Raw genomic sequence first — 17844 nt, forward strand, 5'->3', positions numbered from 1 at the left:
CAATTACGTAACTTATTCAAGTATGGTGATGGTTTCCGATTTGAGTTGCACGATCTGCATATAAAAATATTGTTTTTATATCGTTATGATCGAATGTAATTTTCAAAAAGTATGATAAGTTAAGTCCATGCGTTTAGTTATCAATAAATCTATGAAAAATATTTATATTGTTGGATTATTAAGTCTTTGCTGTTCATTTGCTATGGCAGATGAAGCAGAGCAAAAACAAGTGGAAACAGAAGCTCAGGCGATGGATTTAAATGCCAACACCATTCAAATCGAAACTCGTCCAGAAATTATGGGTTTATGGGGAATGGAAATTCCGACCAATAAAAAATGTGTGGAATATTATAATTTCCGTAATGCCAATGAAGTTGTAGTCAAGAGTGGCAAAGAGTGGTCATACGGTGTTTATGATTATCAGCCATCTCAGGATATGAAAGAAAAACTTCCTGCGCTCATTATGCAGATCAAATATGACAATAACGAAGTCGATTGTTCAGGTCAGCAAGAAGACCAATCAGGCGAAGTTTCACAATATTTCGTTCAGTGGAAATCACCAAACACGATTAATTTTTGTGCAGGTGAAAATGGGCAGCAATGCTTTGCAACCCTAAGACGTGTTTTGCCTTAGTCCATTGAAATAATAATTGTATTGATACGATTTAAAAAACCTCTTATCGAAATAAGAGGTTTTTTAAATATTAAGCTTTTTCAGTGGGTGCTGCTTCTAATTGTTTGAGCAAATGTTTTTCAAGATAGTGAATATCCATAGCCTGAGTGCAGAATTTTTTATCTTGTAAAATAAGGTCTTTATGCAAAGGAATATTGGTTTTCACTCCAGTGAGAATAATCTCATCCAATGCTTGACGCATACGAGCCAATGAGGTCTCGCGATCTTTACCGTGAGCGATCAATTTAGCAATCATAGAATCGTAGTAAGGCGGAATGCTATAGCCCGGATAGATGTGTGAATCCAGACGAATACCCGCACCACCTGGCGCATAGAAATGCTCAATTTTTCCCGGTGAAGGTAGGAATGTGGTTGGATCTTCAGCATTGATACGGCATTCAATCGCATGACCGCGTACTTCCACATCAGACTGTTCAATTTCAAGCCCTAGACCCGCAGCAACACGAAGCTGCTGTTCAATGATGTCGATTCCAGTCACCATTTCAGTGACAGGATGCTCCACCTGAACACGGGTATTCATTTCAATAAAGAAGAATTCACCATCTTCAAATAGAAACTCAAATGTTCCTGCGCCGCGATACTGCATGAGCTTACACGCATTGACACATGCTTCTAAAATATCAGCACGTGCTTGCTCTGGTAAGTTCGGTGCTGGTGCTTCTTCTAAAACTTTTTGATGACGACGTTGTAATGAGCAATCACGATCATACAAATGAATCGCATGACCATTACCATCACCCAAAACCTGTACTTCAACGTGACGTGGTTTTTGCAGGAAACGTTCCATATAAACGGTATCATCACCAAACCACATTTCAGCATCGCGTTGTGCCGCTTGAACAGATTCAAGTAGAGTATCGACACGCTCAACAATGCGCATCCCACGACCACCACCACCAGAAGCCGCTTTGACAATTAACGGAAAACCAATTTCTTTGGCCTCAGCCAGTGCATTGTGAATGGTTACCGCATGGTCACAACCCGGAACAGTTGGAACACCTGCTTTTTTCATAGCAACAATAGCAGAGACTTTATTGCCCATTAAGCGGATATGTTCAGGGCGTGGGCCAATAAAGATGAAACCTGAGGTTTCTACAATTTCGGCAAATTCCGCATTTTCTGAGAGAAAGCCATAACCGGGATGGATGGCATCTGCACCTGTAATTTCTGCTGCTGTAATAATTGCAGGAATATTTAAATAGCTATCACTACTTGCACCCGGGCCAATACATACAGCTTCATCAACGAAACGTAAATGCATTAAATCTTTGTCGGCATCAGAATAAATACCAACAGTTTTAATGCCTAATGTTTTACAAGCACGGGTAATTCGTAATGCGATTTCACCACGGTTTGCAATTAATACTTTTTGCAACATACATGCCCCCGTGGATTACGCGCGGTAGCGGAATAATGGTTGACCAAACTGAATCACGTCACCGTTTTTCACTAGAATCTCTTCAACAACACCGCTTTGAGTTGCCTCAATTGGGTTCATGATTTTCATCGCTTCAATAATACCCAACGTTTCACCCGCAGAAACAGTTTGACCGACTTTCACAAACGGCGCTTCACCTGGACTTGGTGCTGCATAAAATACGCCGACCATTGGTGATGTTTCGACAGCACCGCGTGGTGTTTTAGCAGCAGGTGCTGAAGAAGGCACAGCAACGGGAGCGGCTACTGGCGCAGTGGTATATACAGGTGTTGGGCGGGTAAGAGAGATAGATTGATCACCTTCTTTAACCTCAATCGCTTGTAAGTCAGATTCAATCATCAAGTCGATGAGTTTCTTAATTTTGCGAATATCCATAGGTGAGTATTCCTAAATCATGGTGAATTAATGGGAAGATTGTAGTTTTTCGATGGCTGTGTTGAGGGCATAGGAATATCCTTTTGCACCCAAACCACAAATCACGCCAACGGCTTTATCAGATAAATAAGAATGATGGCGAAAGGCTTCGCGCGCATGTACATTCGATAAATGCACTTCGATAAAAGGTATGGCAACGCCAAGTAAGGCATCGCGAAGCGCAACTGAAGTATGAGTAAGCGCAGCAGGGTTAATGACAATAAATTTAACGCCTTCGGTCTGAGCTTGATGAATGCGATCTACAATCGCACCTTCCCAGTTGCTTTGGAATGTTTCTAATTGAATACTGGAGTTTTGGGCTTGGCTAATCAACTGTTGATTGATATCTTGAAGAGTAAGATCACCATAAACTTCTGGTTCGCGTTTTCCTAACAGATTCAAATTCGGTCCATGAATCACCAAAATGGTTGAACTCATTCTGCTTGCTCCAATTCATAAAATGCAAATAAGCTTTGCAAGATGTCTGCAAAGTTTGCTCATTATGGCATATATTTCTACATATTTTTTATAATTTGTTTTAATTGAAGCAGAAAGCATTTGCCAAAACTCAGCGCCTATATTGCAAACTTTGCTGAAAATTGGCAATGTTAAAAAATGACAAATTTTATCGTTTTTTCATCGCATACTATTTTAAACCGAATTGACGAAAACAGTTCATTTATTTTGTGTAACTGCCATGTGCGAATCATCAATACAAAGTAATTCATTCCATCGAGTCAGATAATGAGGTGAGCAATATAGTTGCTTCATTTTCCATTGTGACTGGCAGGAATGATAACCCACTTGCAAACTTTCATTGCCAAATCGGTTTTTGATCGAACTTAGAACCAACATCAGGTTTTGACGCTCATGAATTTGTTCAAGAGGTTGCCAAAGGTCATCAATATGTTGCTGGCGAGGATATAAGCCACAGAACATTACACCAATTTTGATATATTTTTTATTTTTATCAAATAAAACATCAAGTTGCTGTAAAGAAAACTTTGTTAAAATTAATAGATCATCTGTCGCATATTCCAGACCGACAGCATGTACATGCGCTTTTTTATAGGGCTTGGCTTCGATTTTTTCATACAAGAAAACTTGAATACAATGACATAGCTGTTGTTGTGACATGAGTCGCCGATGTGCACGATTTAAATGAAAAATCAAAGCCTGTTTAATTTGATTTAAATCGTTTAGAGCTTTTGAAAAACTTCGGGATGCCAGAATACGTTTACTTGGAATTTTGGGGTCGTCAAGTGAGATACAGGATTGGCCTTTTAGCTCACGGATTGTACGCGCAATAATCACTGAAAACTCTTTAGTAAGATAGTGTTCATTGGCAAAAGTTAAGTCATAACAACTATAAATATTGTAGGCTTGTAAACGTTTGCTGATTTGATGACCAATTCCCCAGACTTCTCTGGCAGGGGTGTTGATCATTAAATCTTCCAAAATCAATGGGTCTAATTGTTCTAAATAGCAAACGCCTTTGAAACTGGAAATTTTCTTGGCAAAATGATTGGCGAGTTTTGCTTGTGTCTTACTGTGACCGATGCCTATTGAGCAGGGTAATCCTAAACATTGTTCAAGTTTTTTAACAAGCTGTTGGCAGTAATCCTTGATATCAAATAAATCAACATAAGCAGTCAGATGAATGAAACACTCATCGATAGAGTAGGCTTCTGTATCCTCTGCATGGAAGAATTCTTGAATCGTTAAAAAAAAGCGCCGAGACATTTCTGCATATAACGTATAGTTGCTAGAAAATACCTGTACGCCTTGATACTGGGGAAGATCTTTAATTTGATGCCACGGCACAGCCATTTTTATCCCAAGTGCTTTTGCTTCATTGCTTCTTGAAACGACACAGCCGTCGTTATTGGACAATACCACAACAGGCTGAGTACTGAATTTAGGTTGAAATAATCGCTCGCAACTGACATAACAGTTATTAATGTCAATCAGGGCATAATATTGTCGCTGAAAATTCATCATGATTATTTTAGCTTTTTAAGGATACAGGTAATGATGCCCCAAACTTTTACCTGTTCATTTTCACGAGGATAGATATCTGGAAACTCGGGATTTTCGGCTTTTAACCAAAAATCATGAGGATTATTGCCATTGCGCATATAACGTTTCACTGTAAAGTCGTTATTGACCAATGCCAGAACAATATCTCCGTGTTCTGCCTCTATACTTCTGTCGATAATAATTTGATCGCCAATATCAATACCCGCATCACGCATAGACAGTGAATTAACTTTTAATATAAAAGTAAATAAAGGATTTTTAATCAGGTATTGATTTAGATCTAAAGTCTTTTCAATATCATCCTGCGCGGGCGATGGAAATCCAGCAGCAACCGATTCAAGTGGAAAAGGGATTTGAACCGAGCTTTTTGCTACCAGTTTTTGTAGATTGTAAATGGGCTCAATATCATCTGGATGACGAGGTTTTAGCCATGCTTTGACAGCATTGACTTTGGATTCAGGCACTCGCATAACCACTGTTTTTTCCTGATATTGGGCTTTTCGACCAGCATTTTCACGCTTACCACCGTGCTTTTTAGCTGTCTTGAATGGGATTTCATTCATTGTGATTTAGTTGGGTTTGAATTTGTAACTTAATCAAGATAGCAAAAAAAATAGCATCGGGCTAATTGATAAAAAGAATAAAAAATCCAAGCTAAAATAATAATCCAACTTAAGCTGAGTCTTGTGAGTCGGCTTTTAGAATCATTTTAGACAAGAGTGTGAGTCAAGCTCATAATTGGAACGGGGAAAGGGGAACGGTATGGGCTATGCTTTATCGAAAGAGATAACCCACACAAAATAAGCTTAGTTTTTGATTTGTTCTTGAATGATTGGCCATAAACTTTGATGAGATTTTTTAAACATCAACATATGCCCAATAGTTTGAAAACCAAGTTGTTTTGGTTCTAGCTTAATCATCTCAGTCTTGGCATTTGGATATAAACTTAATAAATCTTTCACATTAATTTCTGTTGCAATCTCATCATCGGTTGCCCAAATTGAAGTCACTGGACATGCAATTTGATGATGAAAGTCATGATGTACGGTTTTTCCTATCGCATTTTTGACATAGCCTGCTTGGCTACAAAATTCACGCCATTGTTTGGCGACTAATTTAGGTAGGTTTTCTCCCATACCAATAAACTGAGTTGCACCATATCCTTTGATCAGACTTGAAATAGGGAAGACAAAATTGAACATCACAGGTGCTAAAATCTTAGTCTTACCTTTTAACCCTTTTATATAACCTGTCGATCCAGCCACCGCGATCACTTGATGTACTTTTGCATACAATGGATTAATACCTAAAAGTTGACCTCCTGCGCTATGACCGAGCAAAATGACTTTCTCTGCACCTGATTTATTGAGTAATGTGGTTATTGCAGCGGGAATGTCCAGCGTTCCCCAGTCAACAATACTGGCGGAGGAATGATGTAAACTGCCATGTAAGGACTCTCCAATTCCACGAAAGTCAAACACCATCAAATCATAACCTTGCTCACTTAACCAGCTTGCAAAGGCATGATAAAACGATTTGGTAATGCCAGTCGCAGGACAAATTAAAATAGGATAAGTCTTAGCGGTTTGGGTATTTTTGGAAGTGCTATAAAACTGAGCCGCAAGTTGATAACCATCTGCACAGCTTATCCATAATTTCTCAAAATTTTCCATGATATGTCATTAAGTAATAATCTTGCTTTTACTTTAAACGAGTTCCAAAAAGAGACTTGATAATTTTATGACTTAAAAGTCAAAAAAATATGATATAACGGGCTTCCAAAAATAAACATAGAGATGGAATCTCATGATTTCTTTAGCTTTTGCGGTAAAAATAGGGATTATTTTTAGTGGTATTTTTCTTTGGGTGGGAATGCTTACAGGGGTTTGGAAATACTATCAAATTCGTCATTCACAACAATCACGTGCACATTATTATGTTGATATTGCGCATCGAAGCAGTCTCTTGTATGCACCTGCAAGTCTAATTTTGGCGGTTTTGGCTTATTTTTCTGTATGGTCAGACATGCTGAATGTAATCTGTGTGATCTTGAATTTGATCTTTTTTAGTTTTTCAATTGGGTCTTATATCTTGCATGGCTTTTTAAAAGATACCACCAACCAATTTCAAAGGCCGCATAAACTTGGACAGTATAGTTTAGCTACATGGATGATGACTTTGGCAATGCTGGCTTTAATCGTGATTGAAGTGGGTGCAACCTTTATTTTATTACTTGGTTGTATCGTTCAATTTATTTAAGGGATGAAGAAGGAAAGGGCATAAAAAATGGATGATTACTCATCCATTTTCTCCATTTTTGCTTTGGCACGTTCTAGGCTAAGCTGGCGGAATTTGTGATCGACAAAAGCCCAGACTGAAAAAGCAACAGAAACCACCAATGCATACATAAAGTATTCGGGTTTTAAATTGCCTTTTATCATTCCTTGAAATGCAAGCGTCAACATCAGGGCAACAGTGGTTATTCCATAAATGACTGTGTCTGAGGTCTTCAGAGCGTTAATGAAGACTTGCTTATTGAAATGTAATGATAACATCTCCATCCCTCCTTCTTTAGTTTGACTAAACATAATTGTTTTAGTCGGAATTAATATTACAGTTGTACTTCGAATTTAGCGGTATTTCAATAGGTGATAACACTATTTCCCAAAATATTTAGCGTATATATAAAATATATGATAGTTATTTATATTTTTGTAATAAATATAGGTATTACTATCAAAAATATTTATATATATTGCCGAATTAATTGGAAGCTCTTTACATCCTATGTATATTCAAGAGGAAAAGACATACGACTTAAGCTAAATAAAGCATGAAGTATGCCAGCTTTTTTGAATGTGAAACGACAAAGGTTGATTTTTAGCCTAAAATGCATTTCTTAAAAAATAATTAAAAATACGCGATGTGTGCGATGATTATTTGCAATGTATTAGTTTGGAGAAGATGGCTGATAATTGTTTTTATTTTGATAAAACCAGTACGACTGAATTGATACAACAGACCATGTTGTAGATGAGGGTTGTTGAAACAAAAATGCCTGTTTTGGGTAAAAACAGTGGCATTTTTATTGGGCTTAAAATCAGATTTGGATAAAACTAGACTTTAATTAACAACAAAATAATCAAACGTTCGGTTTTTTGATTTTGTCGATCACAATAGAAATGACGAGTACAACAATAGACGGAATGAGCCAAGCTAAATTTTGTGCATTTAATGGCAAATCTTGAACGAAACTTGGAAGATGTGCTTCAAAACCAGCAACTTTTAAGCCCTCAAGAATACCAAATAAGAAAGCAATGGCTGTAACAGGTGCAACGACGCGAGCAGGTACATTCCAGTATTTCCAGAAAAAACTCAGCATAATGACGACGATAGCAGGCGGGTAAATCGCTGTTAAAACTGGAACTGAAATTGCGATCAGTTTGGTTAATCCTAAATTCGAAATGATTAAAGAAAATCCAACCAGAACAAAGACATATAGTTTATACGGCAGATTGGTTAACTGTGCAAAATATTCAGCACATGCACAAGTCAGGCCAATGGCAGTCACCATGCAGGCAATAAAGATCAGGATCGTTAAGAAGAAAGAACCAAGATCACCGAAAGCATGTTGTACATAAGCATGTAAGATTACAGCGCCATTGCTTGCATTTGGTGCAACTTCATGACTACCTAGCCCAAGTTTGAACAAACTGATATACACCAGTGTCAAACCAATTCCTGAAATAATACTGGCAATGATCGCATAACGTGTTACCAACCTTGGCTCACGTACACCACGCGAATAAATCGCCTGAATAATCACGATACCAAACACCAATGCACCTAAAGTATCCATGGTTAAGTAACCATTAACAAAACCTTCAGAAACAGGATGAGCAACGTAATTGTTAATCGCAGGTGGGATATAGCCTGATGGAATCAAAAATGCAGCTACACCTAAAACAGCAAGTGCCGCAATTTTTAAAGGAGCAAGAAAACGCCCTACAGTATCCAAAAGTTTATTTGGATAAAGCGAAACTAGCGTTACAAATGCAAAATAAACAATACTGTAAATCAGTAAGCTATGACTGGATGTACCAAAATAAGAGGAGAAACCGATTTCATAAGAAACGGTTGCAGTACGTGGAGTAGCAAATAATGGTCCAACCGACAGATAGCATACAATAGTGAGGAGTAAGCTAGCGACTCTTCCAAGTGGTGAACTGATCATGGCAATCGAACCTTCCATACGGGAAAGTGCCATAATAGTAATAACAGGCAAGCCTACAGCCGTAATCAAAAATCCAGCTGCTGCTAACCATACATGTTCACCCGCTTGTTGAGCAACAATCGGTGGGAAAATAATATTGCCAGCCCCAATAAATAAAGCAAAGGTCATAAAACCAAGTGCAATAATGTCTGAAGTGCGAAGACTGATCATAAAATGGGAGTTTGTGATAAAAACATGCAAATTTTAGTATAAAAATAGGATGTTTGTGCAACTATCTAATCGCGTGCCTATAGATATATAAAGATGAAATTTAGATAAAATTCTAAAGTGGTTAAATTAAACTTTTGAAAATAAAATCGAAATTATATTAGGTTCAATGCTTTAGCTGTAAATTTCAACAATAAATGCATATTTGATGAAGCATTGATTGATCAATAATTGATCTAATTTGATAATCTATGAGTCTCTAATTAGAAATGATAAGCATTAAGCTAATATAAGTTTGAGCTTAAAGGGGGTATAATTCACAGAATCATAGAGGGGATTGCAATGCGAGCATCTACAGTTACCATCAAAACTGAACAAGATATTGAAAATTTGCGTGTTTCAGGTCGACTGGCGGCGCAGGTTCTGGAGATGATTGCGGATCATATTAAACCCGGTGTGAGTACTGAATATCTGGATGATATTTGTCATGATTACATCGTCAATACCTTGCAAGTGATTCCTGCCAATGTGGGTTATCACGGTTTTACCAAAACCACCTGTACCTCAGTTAATGAAGTGGTCTGTCACGGAATTCCTTCCCCTGCTAAAATTCTGCAAGATGGCGATATCATTAATATTGATGTTGCTATTATTAAAGACGGTTACTTTGGTGATACCAGCCGTATGTTTCTGGTTGGAGATGTTCATCCAGATGCAAAAAAATTGGTTGAAACCACCTATAAAGCGATGTATGCAGGTATTCAATCAGTAAAACCAGGCGCGACATTAGGCGATATTGGGTATGCGATCCAGTCTGTCGCTCAAGCTCAAGGTTATAGCATCGTGCGTGAATATTGCGGTCATGGCATTGGAAAGGTTTATCACGAACAGCCAAATATTCTGCATTATGGTCAGCCGGGACAAGGCATGGTCTTACAAAAAGGTATGGTCTTTACCATTGAACCTATGGTAAATGCAGGGCATGCACAGGTTAAAGAACTTAGTGATGGTTGGACAGTAATTACCAAAGATAAATCATTATCGGCACAATGGGAGCACATGGTTGCAGTCACAGAAACAGGTTATGAATTATTGACACCGTGGCCAAATGGTACAGGTTCATATCCTGATATCGAAGTTTTACCTGTCACTGCGACTGAGTAAACGGTTTGTATACAGTTTATTTCGATCGAAATAAGCTTTTTTATTATCTGATAGCCAACTGCTCAACTAAATAATCAATAAATACCCGAACCGCAGGTAACTGACCACGGCGTGAAGGATACACGGCATGGAAAATACCATGGGGTGCTTTCCAGTCTGGTAAAATTCGCACTAATTCACCTGTACGCACATATTCACTCGCAATGGTATCGGGGAGTAAGGCAACGCCACAATTTTGACTGGCTAAATTGGCTAACATCAATAAGTTTGAAGCCATAATAACTGGATTTACTTTTACTTTTTCTTGTTGGTTTTCTTTATTGTGTAAAATGATTTGTTGATCCAGATGGTCATCAGCCAAACTTAAAATACGGTGCTGAGAGAGATCTTCGGGTTTTTTTATGGAGCCGTATTCATTTAAATAGGCCTGACTTGCAAAGATATGTTGTTCAATGGTGCTGAACTGGCGTATCACTAAACTTGGATCATCATCCAGATTGGATCGAACACGCAGGGCAATATCAATGCCTTCATTAATCACATCGAAACGTCGATTACTAATAATCAGCTGCACCCGAATTTCAGGATATAATTTTAAAAAATCAGGCAAAATCTTGGTCAGTTGATTCTGTGCAATATCGACCGGAACGGTGACTTTGATCACACCACGAGGTTTAACACTCAAATGATCGACCAAGTCATGTGCAGCTTGTGCAGCATTCATCATGACTTGGGCATGTCGATATACATTCATGCCGATTTCAGTCACAGCAAAATGGCGCGAACTACGCTGAATCAGGCGAACCCCGAGACGTTCTTCAAGGTTATAAACACGACGGCTCAATTTTGATTTTGGAATATCTGTGGCTCGTTCGGCTGCACTAAATCCCCCATGTTCAACGACTAAAGCAAAACAATAAAAATCGTCTAAATCAGTGAGCATAATGGATTTCCGTTGAGCAGCAAATTTAATTTTTTAAGCAATACTGCATATTATACCCAATAATTTTAAAGCTTTATGTTAAACCTGAGTAAATAGCTCAAAATTATATGAGAGCTGCGGGCGGGTTTAGTAGAAAGTCTTTTACTTTTTTATATTCTTCAAGGCGCATAAAATCACGTTGCGTTGGCGATTTGATTCGGCTTAAGTCCATATTGTCTGCAAGGTCAGCTAATTTAACTGTTCTTGCGAGTGAATTTTTCACGATTCTTTTGGCTGCATCCAAACGGCTTTCGCCTTCTTTTTTGGTCAATGCAACGACCGCATCAATTACATTCTGACTGAACCCCAAAGTAATCAGATCAACAATCGTGGTATCTGTGTCTTCAAGTAGATCGTGCATTACCGCGACCATTTTCTGATCCATATTTTCTACATTCAACATAAGCCTTAAAGGATGTAAAATGTATGGTTGCCCCGCTTTATCAAGTTGTCCCGCATGTTTTTTTGTTGCCAGTGCAATGGCTTTTTCTAGTGTTGACATGAAATCTCCATTTCAAAAATGTCGTTAATTCAAAATTCACACAACTGAGCACGTTTTTTCTTTCTATGATAATAAGCATGAGTGGAAATGAATAGCAATTCACCAAAGGTGGATTTTAAAAAAATTAGATGCAAGCAAATATTTCTATTAGACTACTATTGACGTTATTAAACACATTATTAGAGTAAGTCTATGTCCTGCAAGCTTATCCAGCAGCCCGATGCTTCTGCCAATATTCTCTGTCCGATTTGTCAACATGCTGTCGTTGACTGGATGCAAGAGCAATATATTCAGCCTTGTGAACACACTTTATTTGTTGCAATGGACTTGGGTTTTGAATTTGTTGCAGATCGCTTTGAAGCTCAAATGACAAAATCTGTGGATGAGTTACACGAAGATCCAGACATGAATATTTTTACTGCGATTACTGAAACGCCATATTCTGCGGTAACGATTATCCAGACTGATTTAGGGGTTGAAAATTTATCGCGCTATGCAGGATTTAGTTCTCATGAGTCTTGATCTGTTGTAAGCCAGTTTTAGATTGATAGGTCTTCACTTCTTTTTCAAGCCATTCAGTAAATTTTAAAATCAGTGCGTTATTGTGTTGCTCAGAATAGACGAAATAATAAGAACGCGCACCGACTAACTTTAAAGACGAGGCAATGACCAGATCAGCATTGTTCAGTTCTTTCTCAAGCAACATTTGTGGAATGAGTGCTACGCCTAAATGATGTGTTGCCGCTACTGCGAGCATCGAAAAGAGTTCGTGACGTTGACCTTCCATCGCATAGGGGTAATCGTAAGCAGCGGCTGAAAACCATTCTTTCCAGATGTAAGGGCGTGTGGTTTGTTGCAGTAAGGGTAGTTGAATAATCTGTTCAGGGGATAAGTCGATGCTGCGTTTTTGATCAATATGAATATCAGGAAAATGTTTTTGGATTAAGGCTAAAGAGCAAACAGGTACAACTTCTTCTTGCATCAGAAATTGAATTTTTGCACCTGGCCAGTTTTCAATTTGTGAAGGTGTGCCTGCATAAATGGCGGCATCAAAAATATGATCACTAAATAAAAAAGGTTTGGTACTGGTTTCAAGGTGAATGGTAATTTCAGGAAAAATTTCATTAAAGCGATATAAACGAGGCAACAACCAACGGGTCGCAAAAGTGGGGACAACTCCTAGCTTTAAAGTTCCACCTAAACCTTTGTGCGACATCAGATCCAGTGTGCTTTGTTCAATGCCGAGCAAATAAGGCTTAATACTCTTAAAATATTGTTCGCCGGCTTGAGTGAGTTCTACGCCGTGTCGGGTGCGATTAAACAGCTCAATATTTAAAAATTCCTCAAGCTGTTGGACTTGTCGAGACACAGCACTTTGTGTAATCGAAAGCTCTTGTGCCGCGTAGGTATAACTTTTGTGCTTGGCGGCTGATTCAAAACAAATGAGTGCTTGTAGAGAGGGAATCATACGCCGCATAGGGTTGTCCTTAATGATGATTGCAAAATGAAGATATTTGTAAATCACATATATTTTGAAAGTGTACTCTATCTTTCTGTAGCTCAAAAAACCTATTTGCTTGAACTTAAGAGTAAAACGTAATTTAAGTATAGCCTAAAATTAAAATAAGATATGCGTAAATGGAATGACTGTATGCAAATTTATCGTTTGCTGCTTTGACTACGACATCGTAGCATCGGGTCAATGACAAACAAACAGGCTAGGAAAGCGATGAATCAAATGGTCGATACAGCTAAAAAATCTGCACGTGTTCACTTCAATTGGGAAGACCCATTCTTACTTGAGCAACAGTTAACTGAAGAAGAACGCATGATTCGTGATTCTGCGCATGCATATTGTCAAGATAAACTCATGACACGTGTATTGGAGCAATTTCGTCACGAAACCACCGATCCTACTATTTTTCGTGAAATGGGTGAATTGGGTCTGCTTGGCCCAACCATTCCAGAACAATACGGTGGCGCAGGTTTAAATTATGTCAGTTATGGTTTGATTGCTCGTGAAGTTGAGCGTGTCGATTCAGGCTACCGTTCAATGGCAAGTGTACAAAGTTCTTTAGTGATGGTGCCAATTAATGAATTTGGGACTGAAGAACAAAAGCAAAAATATTTACCCAAACTTGCAACAGGTGAATTCATTGGTTGTTTCGGTTTGACTGAACCTGATCATGGTTCTGATCCAGGCAGTATGATTACACGTGCCAAAAAAGTAGACGGTGGTTATCGTTTAACTGGCGCAAAAATGTGGATTACTAACAGCCCAATTGCTGATGTGTTTGTGGTATGGGCAAAAGAAGTGTCTGCTGAAGGTAATGTGGGTGAAATCCGCGGCTTTATTTTAGAAAAAGGTTGGGAAGGACTTTCTGCTCCAGCAATTCACGGCAAAGTAGGATTACGTGCTTCCATTACTGGCGAAATCGTGATGGATAATGTGTTTGTTCCAGAAGAAAACGCATTTCCAGACGTTCGTGGTCTAAAAGGTCCATTCACTTGCTTGAACAGTGCGCGTTATGGAATCGCTTGGGGTGCGATGGGTGCGGCAGAATTTTGTTGGCATACCGCACGTCAATATACCCTAGATCGTAAACAATTCGGTCGTCCATTGGCTGCCAATCAGTTGATTCAGAAAAAACTGGCTGATATGCAAACTGAAATCGCATTAGGCTTACAGGCGGCTTTACGTTTTGGTCGTATGAAAGATGAAGGTATTGCTGCGGTAGAAGGTACGTCTTTAATTAAACGTAATAACTGTGGTAAAGCGCTTGATATTGCTCGTTTAGCCCGTGACATGATGGGTGGTAACGGCATTAGTGATGAATTTGGTGTTGCACGTCACTTGGTGAACCTAGAAGTCGTCAATACTTACGAAGGTACACATGATGTACATGCCTTGATTTTGGGACGTGCTCAAACGGGTATTGCGGCTTTTAGTAACTAGACTCATAGTTTAATTAATTCGTTTTTCATTTTTAAATTAAATCTTGATGCTTAAAGATGCGCGCTATGCGTGTCTCTAAGCGGCTTTTGCTTAAAAAAGACAATACAAAAATAGTCAGGGATTCATCATGGAATTTTTCATGAAGAAATGGCACTTTGCTTGGGCAAGATAAAACAACAATAGCAAAGCGAACATGGCATGATCAATCGATGAAAACCCAAGACTCATTTAGGAAAAAATGAGGTGAAATAAAATGAACAATGATGTTCAAACCGTTACAGGAAATCTTCCAAATACACTAGCATCCAATATTGGAACATATGATCGCATTACCCCAAATACATGGAAATGGGCATTGTTATTTGCCTATTTCGCGATGGTGGTGGATGGCGTGGATATCATGTTGTTGTCTTATAGCTTGACCAGTTTAAAAGCAGATTTTGGTTTGTCGACTTTTCAGGCGGGCGCATTAGGCAGCGCATCTTTAGCAGGGATGGGAATTGGAGGTATTTTAGGGGGTTGGGCCTGTGATAAGTTTGGTCGTGTTAGAACCATTGCGCATTCAGTGACATTCTTTTCAATTGCAACTTGTATTTTAGGTTTTACACAAACTTTTGAACAATTCATGGTGCTTCGTTTTATCGGAGCTTTAGGAATTGGTGCGCTGTATATGGCATGTAATACTTTAATGGCCGAATACGTTCCGACTTCATATCGTACAACCGTCTTAGGAACATTACAGACAGGACAAACCGTAGGTTACATCGTAGCTACATTATTAGCTGGTGCAATTATTCCTGAACATGGCTGGCGTATTCTATTTTTTATTACCGTGATTCCTGCCATTATTAATGTCATTTTACAGCGCTTTGTCCCTGAACCAAAATCATGGCAATTAACAAAAATTGCAGCTTTAAATCCAGAAAAACAAAAAACAGGACAACCAGATGTAAAACCTAAAAGCGGCAGTATTTACAAACAAATCTTCAAGAACTTCAAACATCGCAAAATGTTTCTACTTTGGATGACCACCGCATTTTTCTTACAGTTTGGTTATTACGGGATTAATAACTGGATGCCGAGTTATCTTGAAACTGAAGTCCATATGAATTTTAAATCCTTGACCAGTTATATGGTGGGTTCATATACCGCAATGATTTTAGGCAAAATTTTAGCAGGATATTTAGCGGATAAATTTAATCGCCGTGCTGTGTTTGTCTTCGGAACACTTGCCAGCGCAATTTTCCTGCCAATCATTATTTTCTTTAATACGCCTGACAATATTCTGTATTTATTGATCACCTTTGGTTTCCTTTACGGTATTCCATATGGGGTAAATGCCACTTATATGGCAGAGTCGTTCTCAACTGATGTCCGTGGGACTGCGATTGGTGGTGCTTATAACATTGGTCGTGTCGGTGCTGCAATTGCACCTGCAACGATTGGCTTTTTGGCATCAGGTGGGACTTTTGCTATGGCATTTATTGTCATGGGGGCAGCCTACTTTATCGCAGGCGTATTACCAGGTTTATTTATTAAAGATCGTCAGTACGATCCACAAAAATCATGAGATAAAAAACCGACATCTAAAAATATGATGTCGGTTTTTGGAGGAATAAATTATGGGTGCATTGACAGGCTTAACAGTATTGGATTTAAGTCGGGTTTTAGCAGGACCATGGTGTGGTCAAATTCTGGCAGATCTAGGTGCAGAAGTGATTAAAGTGGAACGTCCTAAAGTGGGTGATGATACTCGCATGTGGGGGCCGCCGTGGATGTTAAATGATCAGGGCCAACCGACTAAAGAAGCGGGTTATTATCAGGCAGCCAACCGAAATAAATATTCTGTGGCAATTGATATTGCATCTGAAGAAGGCCAACAACTGATTCAGGAGATGATCAAAGATGCGGATGTATTAATTGAAAACTACAAAGCAGGTTCACTCGCAAAATATGGACTAGATTACGCGACACTGAGCCAAATTAACCCTCGACTTGTCTATTGTTCAATTACAGGTTTTGGGCAAACAGGTCCTCGTGCCGAAGAACCGGGTTATGATTTTGTCATTCAAGGTATGTCTGGATTGATGAGTATTACAGGTGAGCAAAATCAAGAACCACAAAAAGTTGGGGTTGCGGTTGCAGATATTCAAACTGGGCTGTATGCCACCATTGCGATTCAAGCAGCATTATGGTCACGTTTGAGTACAGGTAAAGGACAACACATTGATTTGTCTCTTTTAGATGTACAGGTTGCAACATTGGCCAATCAAGGCATGAATTTTCTCACCACAGGAAAATCACCTGTACGAATGGGAAATGCACACCCCAATATTGTGCCGTATCAAGTGTTTAAGGCGAAGGATAAAGACTTTATTATTGCCTGTGGTAATGATAAACAATTCAAAGACTTGTGTGTTGCAATAGATCGGGCGGACTTATTAGATCAGCCAAATTATTCGACTAATAAAGACCGAGTTGCACATAGGCATGAATTAATTGGTGTATTGAGTGAGCATTTCCAAACGCAAGATGCAACTCATTGGATAACACAAATTCATGCGAAAAAAGTGCCAGTGGGCATGATCAACTCCATTGAAGAAGCATTAAATGAGCCACAAATTCTGGCTCGTCAAATGGTAGTGAATATTCCACACCCACAAAATCAGAGATTTAAAGTAATTGCTTCACCAATCAAATTATCGGGCACTCCAGTTGAATATCATCATGCTCCACCACAGCTAGGTGAGCATACTTATAAGATACTGAAGCGTTATAAATCGAATGATCAACTTAATCAGTTCAATGAAAAAGGCATAATTGAGGATAAAACGGGCGAATACAGCAAGGAAAAAGCGTATGTTGATTAAAAAACATCCTGATGATGTTTATTTGGAAAATAGGGCTTGCGTTGCTTTAAAAACTGTATAGAATACGCAGCATCCCGACGCGATACACGATGAAGATCTTGGCTTTTAGGGTTAAGGTTGAAGGATTTGTATTGAGTTGAATTTCTTACTGACGAGGTAAGGAATAGATCATTAAGAAAATAGAAGAACAACTTGTGTGGATTTTTACCAATTGATTGATCGAAATATTATCATTAATTAATTGGTTTAAATTACTCGAAGTTTATTTGAGAGAATTTGTCAGTAATTGATGAGCCAGAATTGGCGTCTTGTTCTTTAAGAAAGACGCAAAATGATTTTAACT

At 38.6% G+C, this 17844-nt stretch carries 18 protein-coding genes; 7 read left to right on the forward strand and 11 right to left on the reverse strand.

Going from position 1 to position 17844, the window contains the following annotated elements:
- Window positions 1–202: 202 nt before the first annotated feature.
- Window positions 203–634 (forward strand): hypothetical protein, encoded by a 432-nt coding sequence (locus tag J500_RS02275; protein WP_370684984.1) that lies wholly within the window; start codon window positions 203–205, stop codon window positions 632–634.
- 70 nt (window positions 635–704) lie between these two features.
- On the opposite strand, the gene accC is transcribed toward J500_RS02275, so the two are convergent.
- The 6 genes from accC to J500_RS02305 form a co-directional block, all read right to left on the reverse strand.
- Window positions 705–2072 (reverse strand): acetyl-CoA carboxylase biotin carboxylase subunit, encoded by a 1368-nt coding sequence (accC, locus tag J500_RS02280; RefSeq protein ID WP_004997729.1) that lies wholly within the window; start codon window positions 2070–2072, stop codon window positions 705–707.
- A gap of 15 nt (window positions 2073–2087) precedes the next feature.
- Window positions 2088–2507 (reverse strand): acetyl-CoA carboxylase biotin carboxyl carrier protein, encoded by a 420-nt coding sequence (gene accB, locus J500_RS02285; protein WP_004997731.1) that lies wholly within the window; start codon window positions 2505–2507, stop codon window positions 2088–2090.
- A gap of 27 nt (window positions 2508–2534) precedes the next feature.
- A complete protein-coding gene (gene aroQ / locus J500_RS02290) occupies window positions 2535–2984 on the reverse strand; it encodes a type II 3-dehydroquinate dehydratase (RefSeq protein ID WP_004989003.1) in 450 nt (149 codons plus the stop codon).
- A gap of 237 nt (window positions 2985–3221) precedes the next feature.
- Window positions 3222–4547: a Y-family DNA polymerase gene (locus J500_RS02295; protein WP_004997733.1), complete on the reverse strand. Its 1326-nt coding sequence runs from the start codon at window positions 4545–4547 to the stop codon at window positions 3222–3224.
- A gap of 2 nt (window positions 4548–4549) precedes the next feature.
- On the reverse strand, window positions 4550–5140 hold the full coding sequence (locus J500_RS02300) for a LexA family protein (protein WP_373865987.1): 591 nt from the start codon (window positions 5138–5140) through the stop codon (window positions 4550–4552).
- Window positions 5141–5392: 252 nt separating this feature from the next.
- Window positions 5393–6259, reverse strand: a complete 867-nt coding sequence (locus J500_RS02305) for an alpha/beta fold hydrolase (protein WP_004997740.1) — start codon at window positions 6257–6259, stop codon at window positions 5393–5395.
- 133 nt (window positions 6260–6392) lie between these two features.
- Between J500_RS02305 and J500_RS02310 the strand changes: the two genes are divergently transcribed.
- Window positions 6393–6845, forward strand: coding sequence for a hypothetical protein (locus tag J500_RS02310; protein WP_004997742.1), 453 nt, complete (start codon window positions 6393–6395; stop codon window positions 6843–6845).
- A gap of 35 nt (window positions 6846–6880) precedes the next feature.
- On the opposite strand, the gene J500_RS02315 is transcribed toward J500_RS02310, so the two are convergent.
- Window positions 6881–7141: a hypothetical protein gene (locus J500_RS02315; protein ID WP_004988991.1), complete on the reverse strand. Its 261-nt coding sequence runs from the start codon at window positions 7139–7141 to the stop codon at window positions 6881–6883.
- A 587-nt stretch (window positions 7142–7728) separates the two neighbouring features.
- Window positions 7729–9030: a branched-chain amino acid transport system II carrier protein gene (gene brnQ, locus J500_RS02320; RefSeq protein ID WP_004997746.1), complete on the reverse strand. Its 1302-nt coding sequence runs from the start codon at window positions 9028–9030 to the stop codon at window positions 7729–7731.
- Window positions 9031–9369: 339 nt separating this feature from the next.
- On the opposite strand from brnQ, the gene map reads away from it, so the two are divergent.
- Entirely contained in the window at window positions 9370–10191 is an 822-nt protein-coding gene (gene map / locus J500_RS02325; protein ID WP_004997748.1) for a type I methionyl aminopeptidase, read from the forward strand.
- Window positions 10192–10234: 43 nt separating this feature from the next.
- On the opposite strand, the gene J500_RS02330 is transcribed toward map, so the two are convergent.
- Together J500_RS02330 and J500_RS02335 are read right to left on the reverse strand one after the other, a co-directional pair.
- The gene (locus J500_RS02330) at window positions 10235–11134 is read right to left on the reverse strand and encodes a LysR family transcriptional regulator (protein ID WP_004997750.1); all 900 of its coding nucleotides are present in this window, start codon (window positions 11132–11134) and stop codon (window positions 10235–10237) included.
- A 103-nt stretch (window positions 11135–11237) separates the two neighbouring features.
- Window positions 11238–11675: an HD domain-containing protein gene (locus J500_RS02335; protein WP_004997753.1), complete on the reverse strand. Its 438-nt coding sequence runs from the start codon at window positions 11673–11675 to the stop codon at window positions 11238–11240.
- A gap of 192 nt (window positions 11676–11867) precedes the next feature.
- Here J500_RS02335 and J500_RS02340 point away from each other — a divergent pair, with 192 nt between their 5' ends.
- Window positions 11868–12197, forward strand: coding sequence for a hypothetical protein (locus tag J500_RS02340; RefSeq protein ID WP_004997762.1), 330 nt, complete (start codon window positions 11868–11870; stop codon window positions 12195–12197).
- Here J500_RS02340 and J500_RS02345 read toward each other — a convergent pair.
- Window positions 12178–13152 (reverse strand): LysR substrate-binding domain-containing protein, encoded by a 975-nt coding sequence (locus J500_RS02345; RefSeq protein ID WP_034697825.1) that lies wholly within the window; start codon window positions 13150–13152, stop codon window positions 12178–12180. The genes J500_RS02340 and J500_RS02345 overlap by 20 nt on opposite strands.
- A 252-nt stretch (window positions 13153–13404) precedes the next feature.
- Between J500_RS02345 and J500_RS02350 the strand changes: the two genes are divergently transcribed.
- From J500_RS02350 to J500_RS02360, 3 genes are all read left to right on the forward strand, one after another.
- Window positions 13405–14631 (forward strand): acyl-CoA dehydrogenase, encoded by a 1227-nt coding sequence (locus J500_RS02350; protein ID WP_004997769.1) that lies wholly within the window; start codon window positions 13405–13407, stop codon window positions 14629–14631.
- 253 nt (window positions 14632–14884) lie between these two features.
- Window positions 14885–16201 (forward strand): MFS transporter, encoded by a 1317-nt coding sequence (locus J500_RS02355; protein WP_004997771.1) that lies wholly within the window; start codon window positions 14885–14887, stop codon window positions 16199–16201.
- 52 nt (window positions 16202–16253) lie between these two features.
- A complete protein-coding gene (locus J500_RS02360; RefSeq protein ID WP_004997773.1) occupies window positions 16254–17501 on the forward strand; it encodes a CaiB/BaiF CoA transferase family protein in 1248 nt (415 codons plus the stop codon).
- Window positions 17502–17844 lie beyond the last annotated feature (343 nt).

The sequence above is a fragment of the Acinetobacter sp. 479375 genome (assembly GCF_000581715.1).
In the GTDB taxonomy this organism is placed as follows: Bacteria; Pseudomonadota; Gammaproteobacteria; order Pseudomonadales; family Moraxellaceae; genus Acinetobacter; species Acinetobacter ursingii.

Excerpts from the sequence above, each read along its gene's own strand:
- J500_RS02275 (WP_370684984.1), top strand. The coding sequence starts at position 203 with ATGGCAGATGAAGCAGAGCAAAAACAAGTGGAAACAGAAGCTCAGGCG.
- accC (WP_004997729.1), bottom strand. The coding sequence starts at position 2,072 with ATGTTGCAAAAAGTATTAATTGCAAACCGTGGTGAAATCGCATTACGA.
- accB (WP_004997731.1), bottom strand. The coding sequence starts at position 2,507 with ATGGATATTCGCAAAATTAAGAAACTCATCGACTTGATGATTGAATCT.
- aroQ (WP_004989003.1), bottom strand. The coding sequence starts at position 2,984 with ATGAGTTCAACCATTTTGGTGATTCATGGACCGAATTTGAATCTGTTA.
- J500_RS02295 (WP_004997733.1), bottom strand. The coding sequence starts at position 4,547 with ATGATGAATTTTCAGCGACAATATTATGCCCTGATTGACATTAATAAC.
- J500_RS02305 (WP_004997740.1), bottom strand. The coding sequence starts at position 6,259 with ATGGAAAATTTTGAGAAATTATGGATAAGCTGTGCAGATGGTTATCAA.
- J500_RS02310 (WP_004997742.1), top strand. The coding sequence starts at position 6,393 with ATGATTTCTTTAGCTTTTGCGGTAAAAATAGGGATTATTTTTAGTGGT.
- J500_RS02315 (WP_004988991.1), bottom strand. The coding sequence starts at position 7,141 with ATGTTATCATTACATTTCAATAAGCAAGTCTTCATTAACGCTCTGAAG.
- brnQ (WP_004997746.1), bottom strand. The coding sequence starts at position 9,030 with ATGATCAGTCTTCGCACTTCAGACATTATTGCACTTGGTTTTATGACC.
- map (WP_004997748.1), top strand. The coding sequence starts at position 9,370 with ATGCGAGCATCTACAGTTACCATCAAAACTGAACAAGATATTGAAAAT.
- J500_RS02330 (WP_004997750.1), bottom strand. The coding sequence starts at position 11,134 with ATGCTCACTGATTTAGACGATTTTTATTGTTTTGCTTTAGTCGTTGAA.
- J500_RS02335 (WP_004997753.1), bottom strand. The coding sequence starts at position 11,675 with ATGTCAACACTAGAAAAAGCCATTGCACTGGCAACAAAAAAACATGCG.
- J500_RS02340 (WP_004997762.1), top strand. The coding sequence starts at position 11,868 with ATGTCCTGCAAGCTTATCCAGCAGCCCGATGCTTCTGCCAATATTCTC.
- J500_RS02345 (WP_034697825.1), bottom strand. The coding sequence starts at position 13,152 with ATGCGGCGTATGATTCCCTCTCTACAAGCACTCATTTGTTTTGAATCA.
- J500_RS02350 (WP_004997769.1), top strand. The coding sequence starts at position 13,405 with ATGAATCAAATGGTCGATACAGCTAAAAAATCTGCACGTGTTCACTTC.
- J500_RS02355 (WP_004997771.1), top strand. The coding sequence starts at position 14,885 with ATGAACAATGATGTTCAAACCGTTACAGGAAATCTTCCAAATACACTA.
- J500_RS02360 (WP_004997773.1), top strand. The coding sequence starts at position 16,254 with ATGGGTGCATTGACAGGCTTAACAGTATTGGATTTAAGTCGGGTTTTA.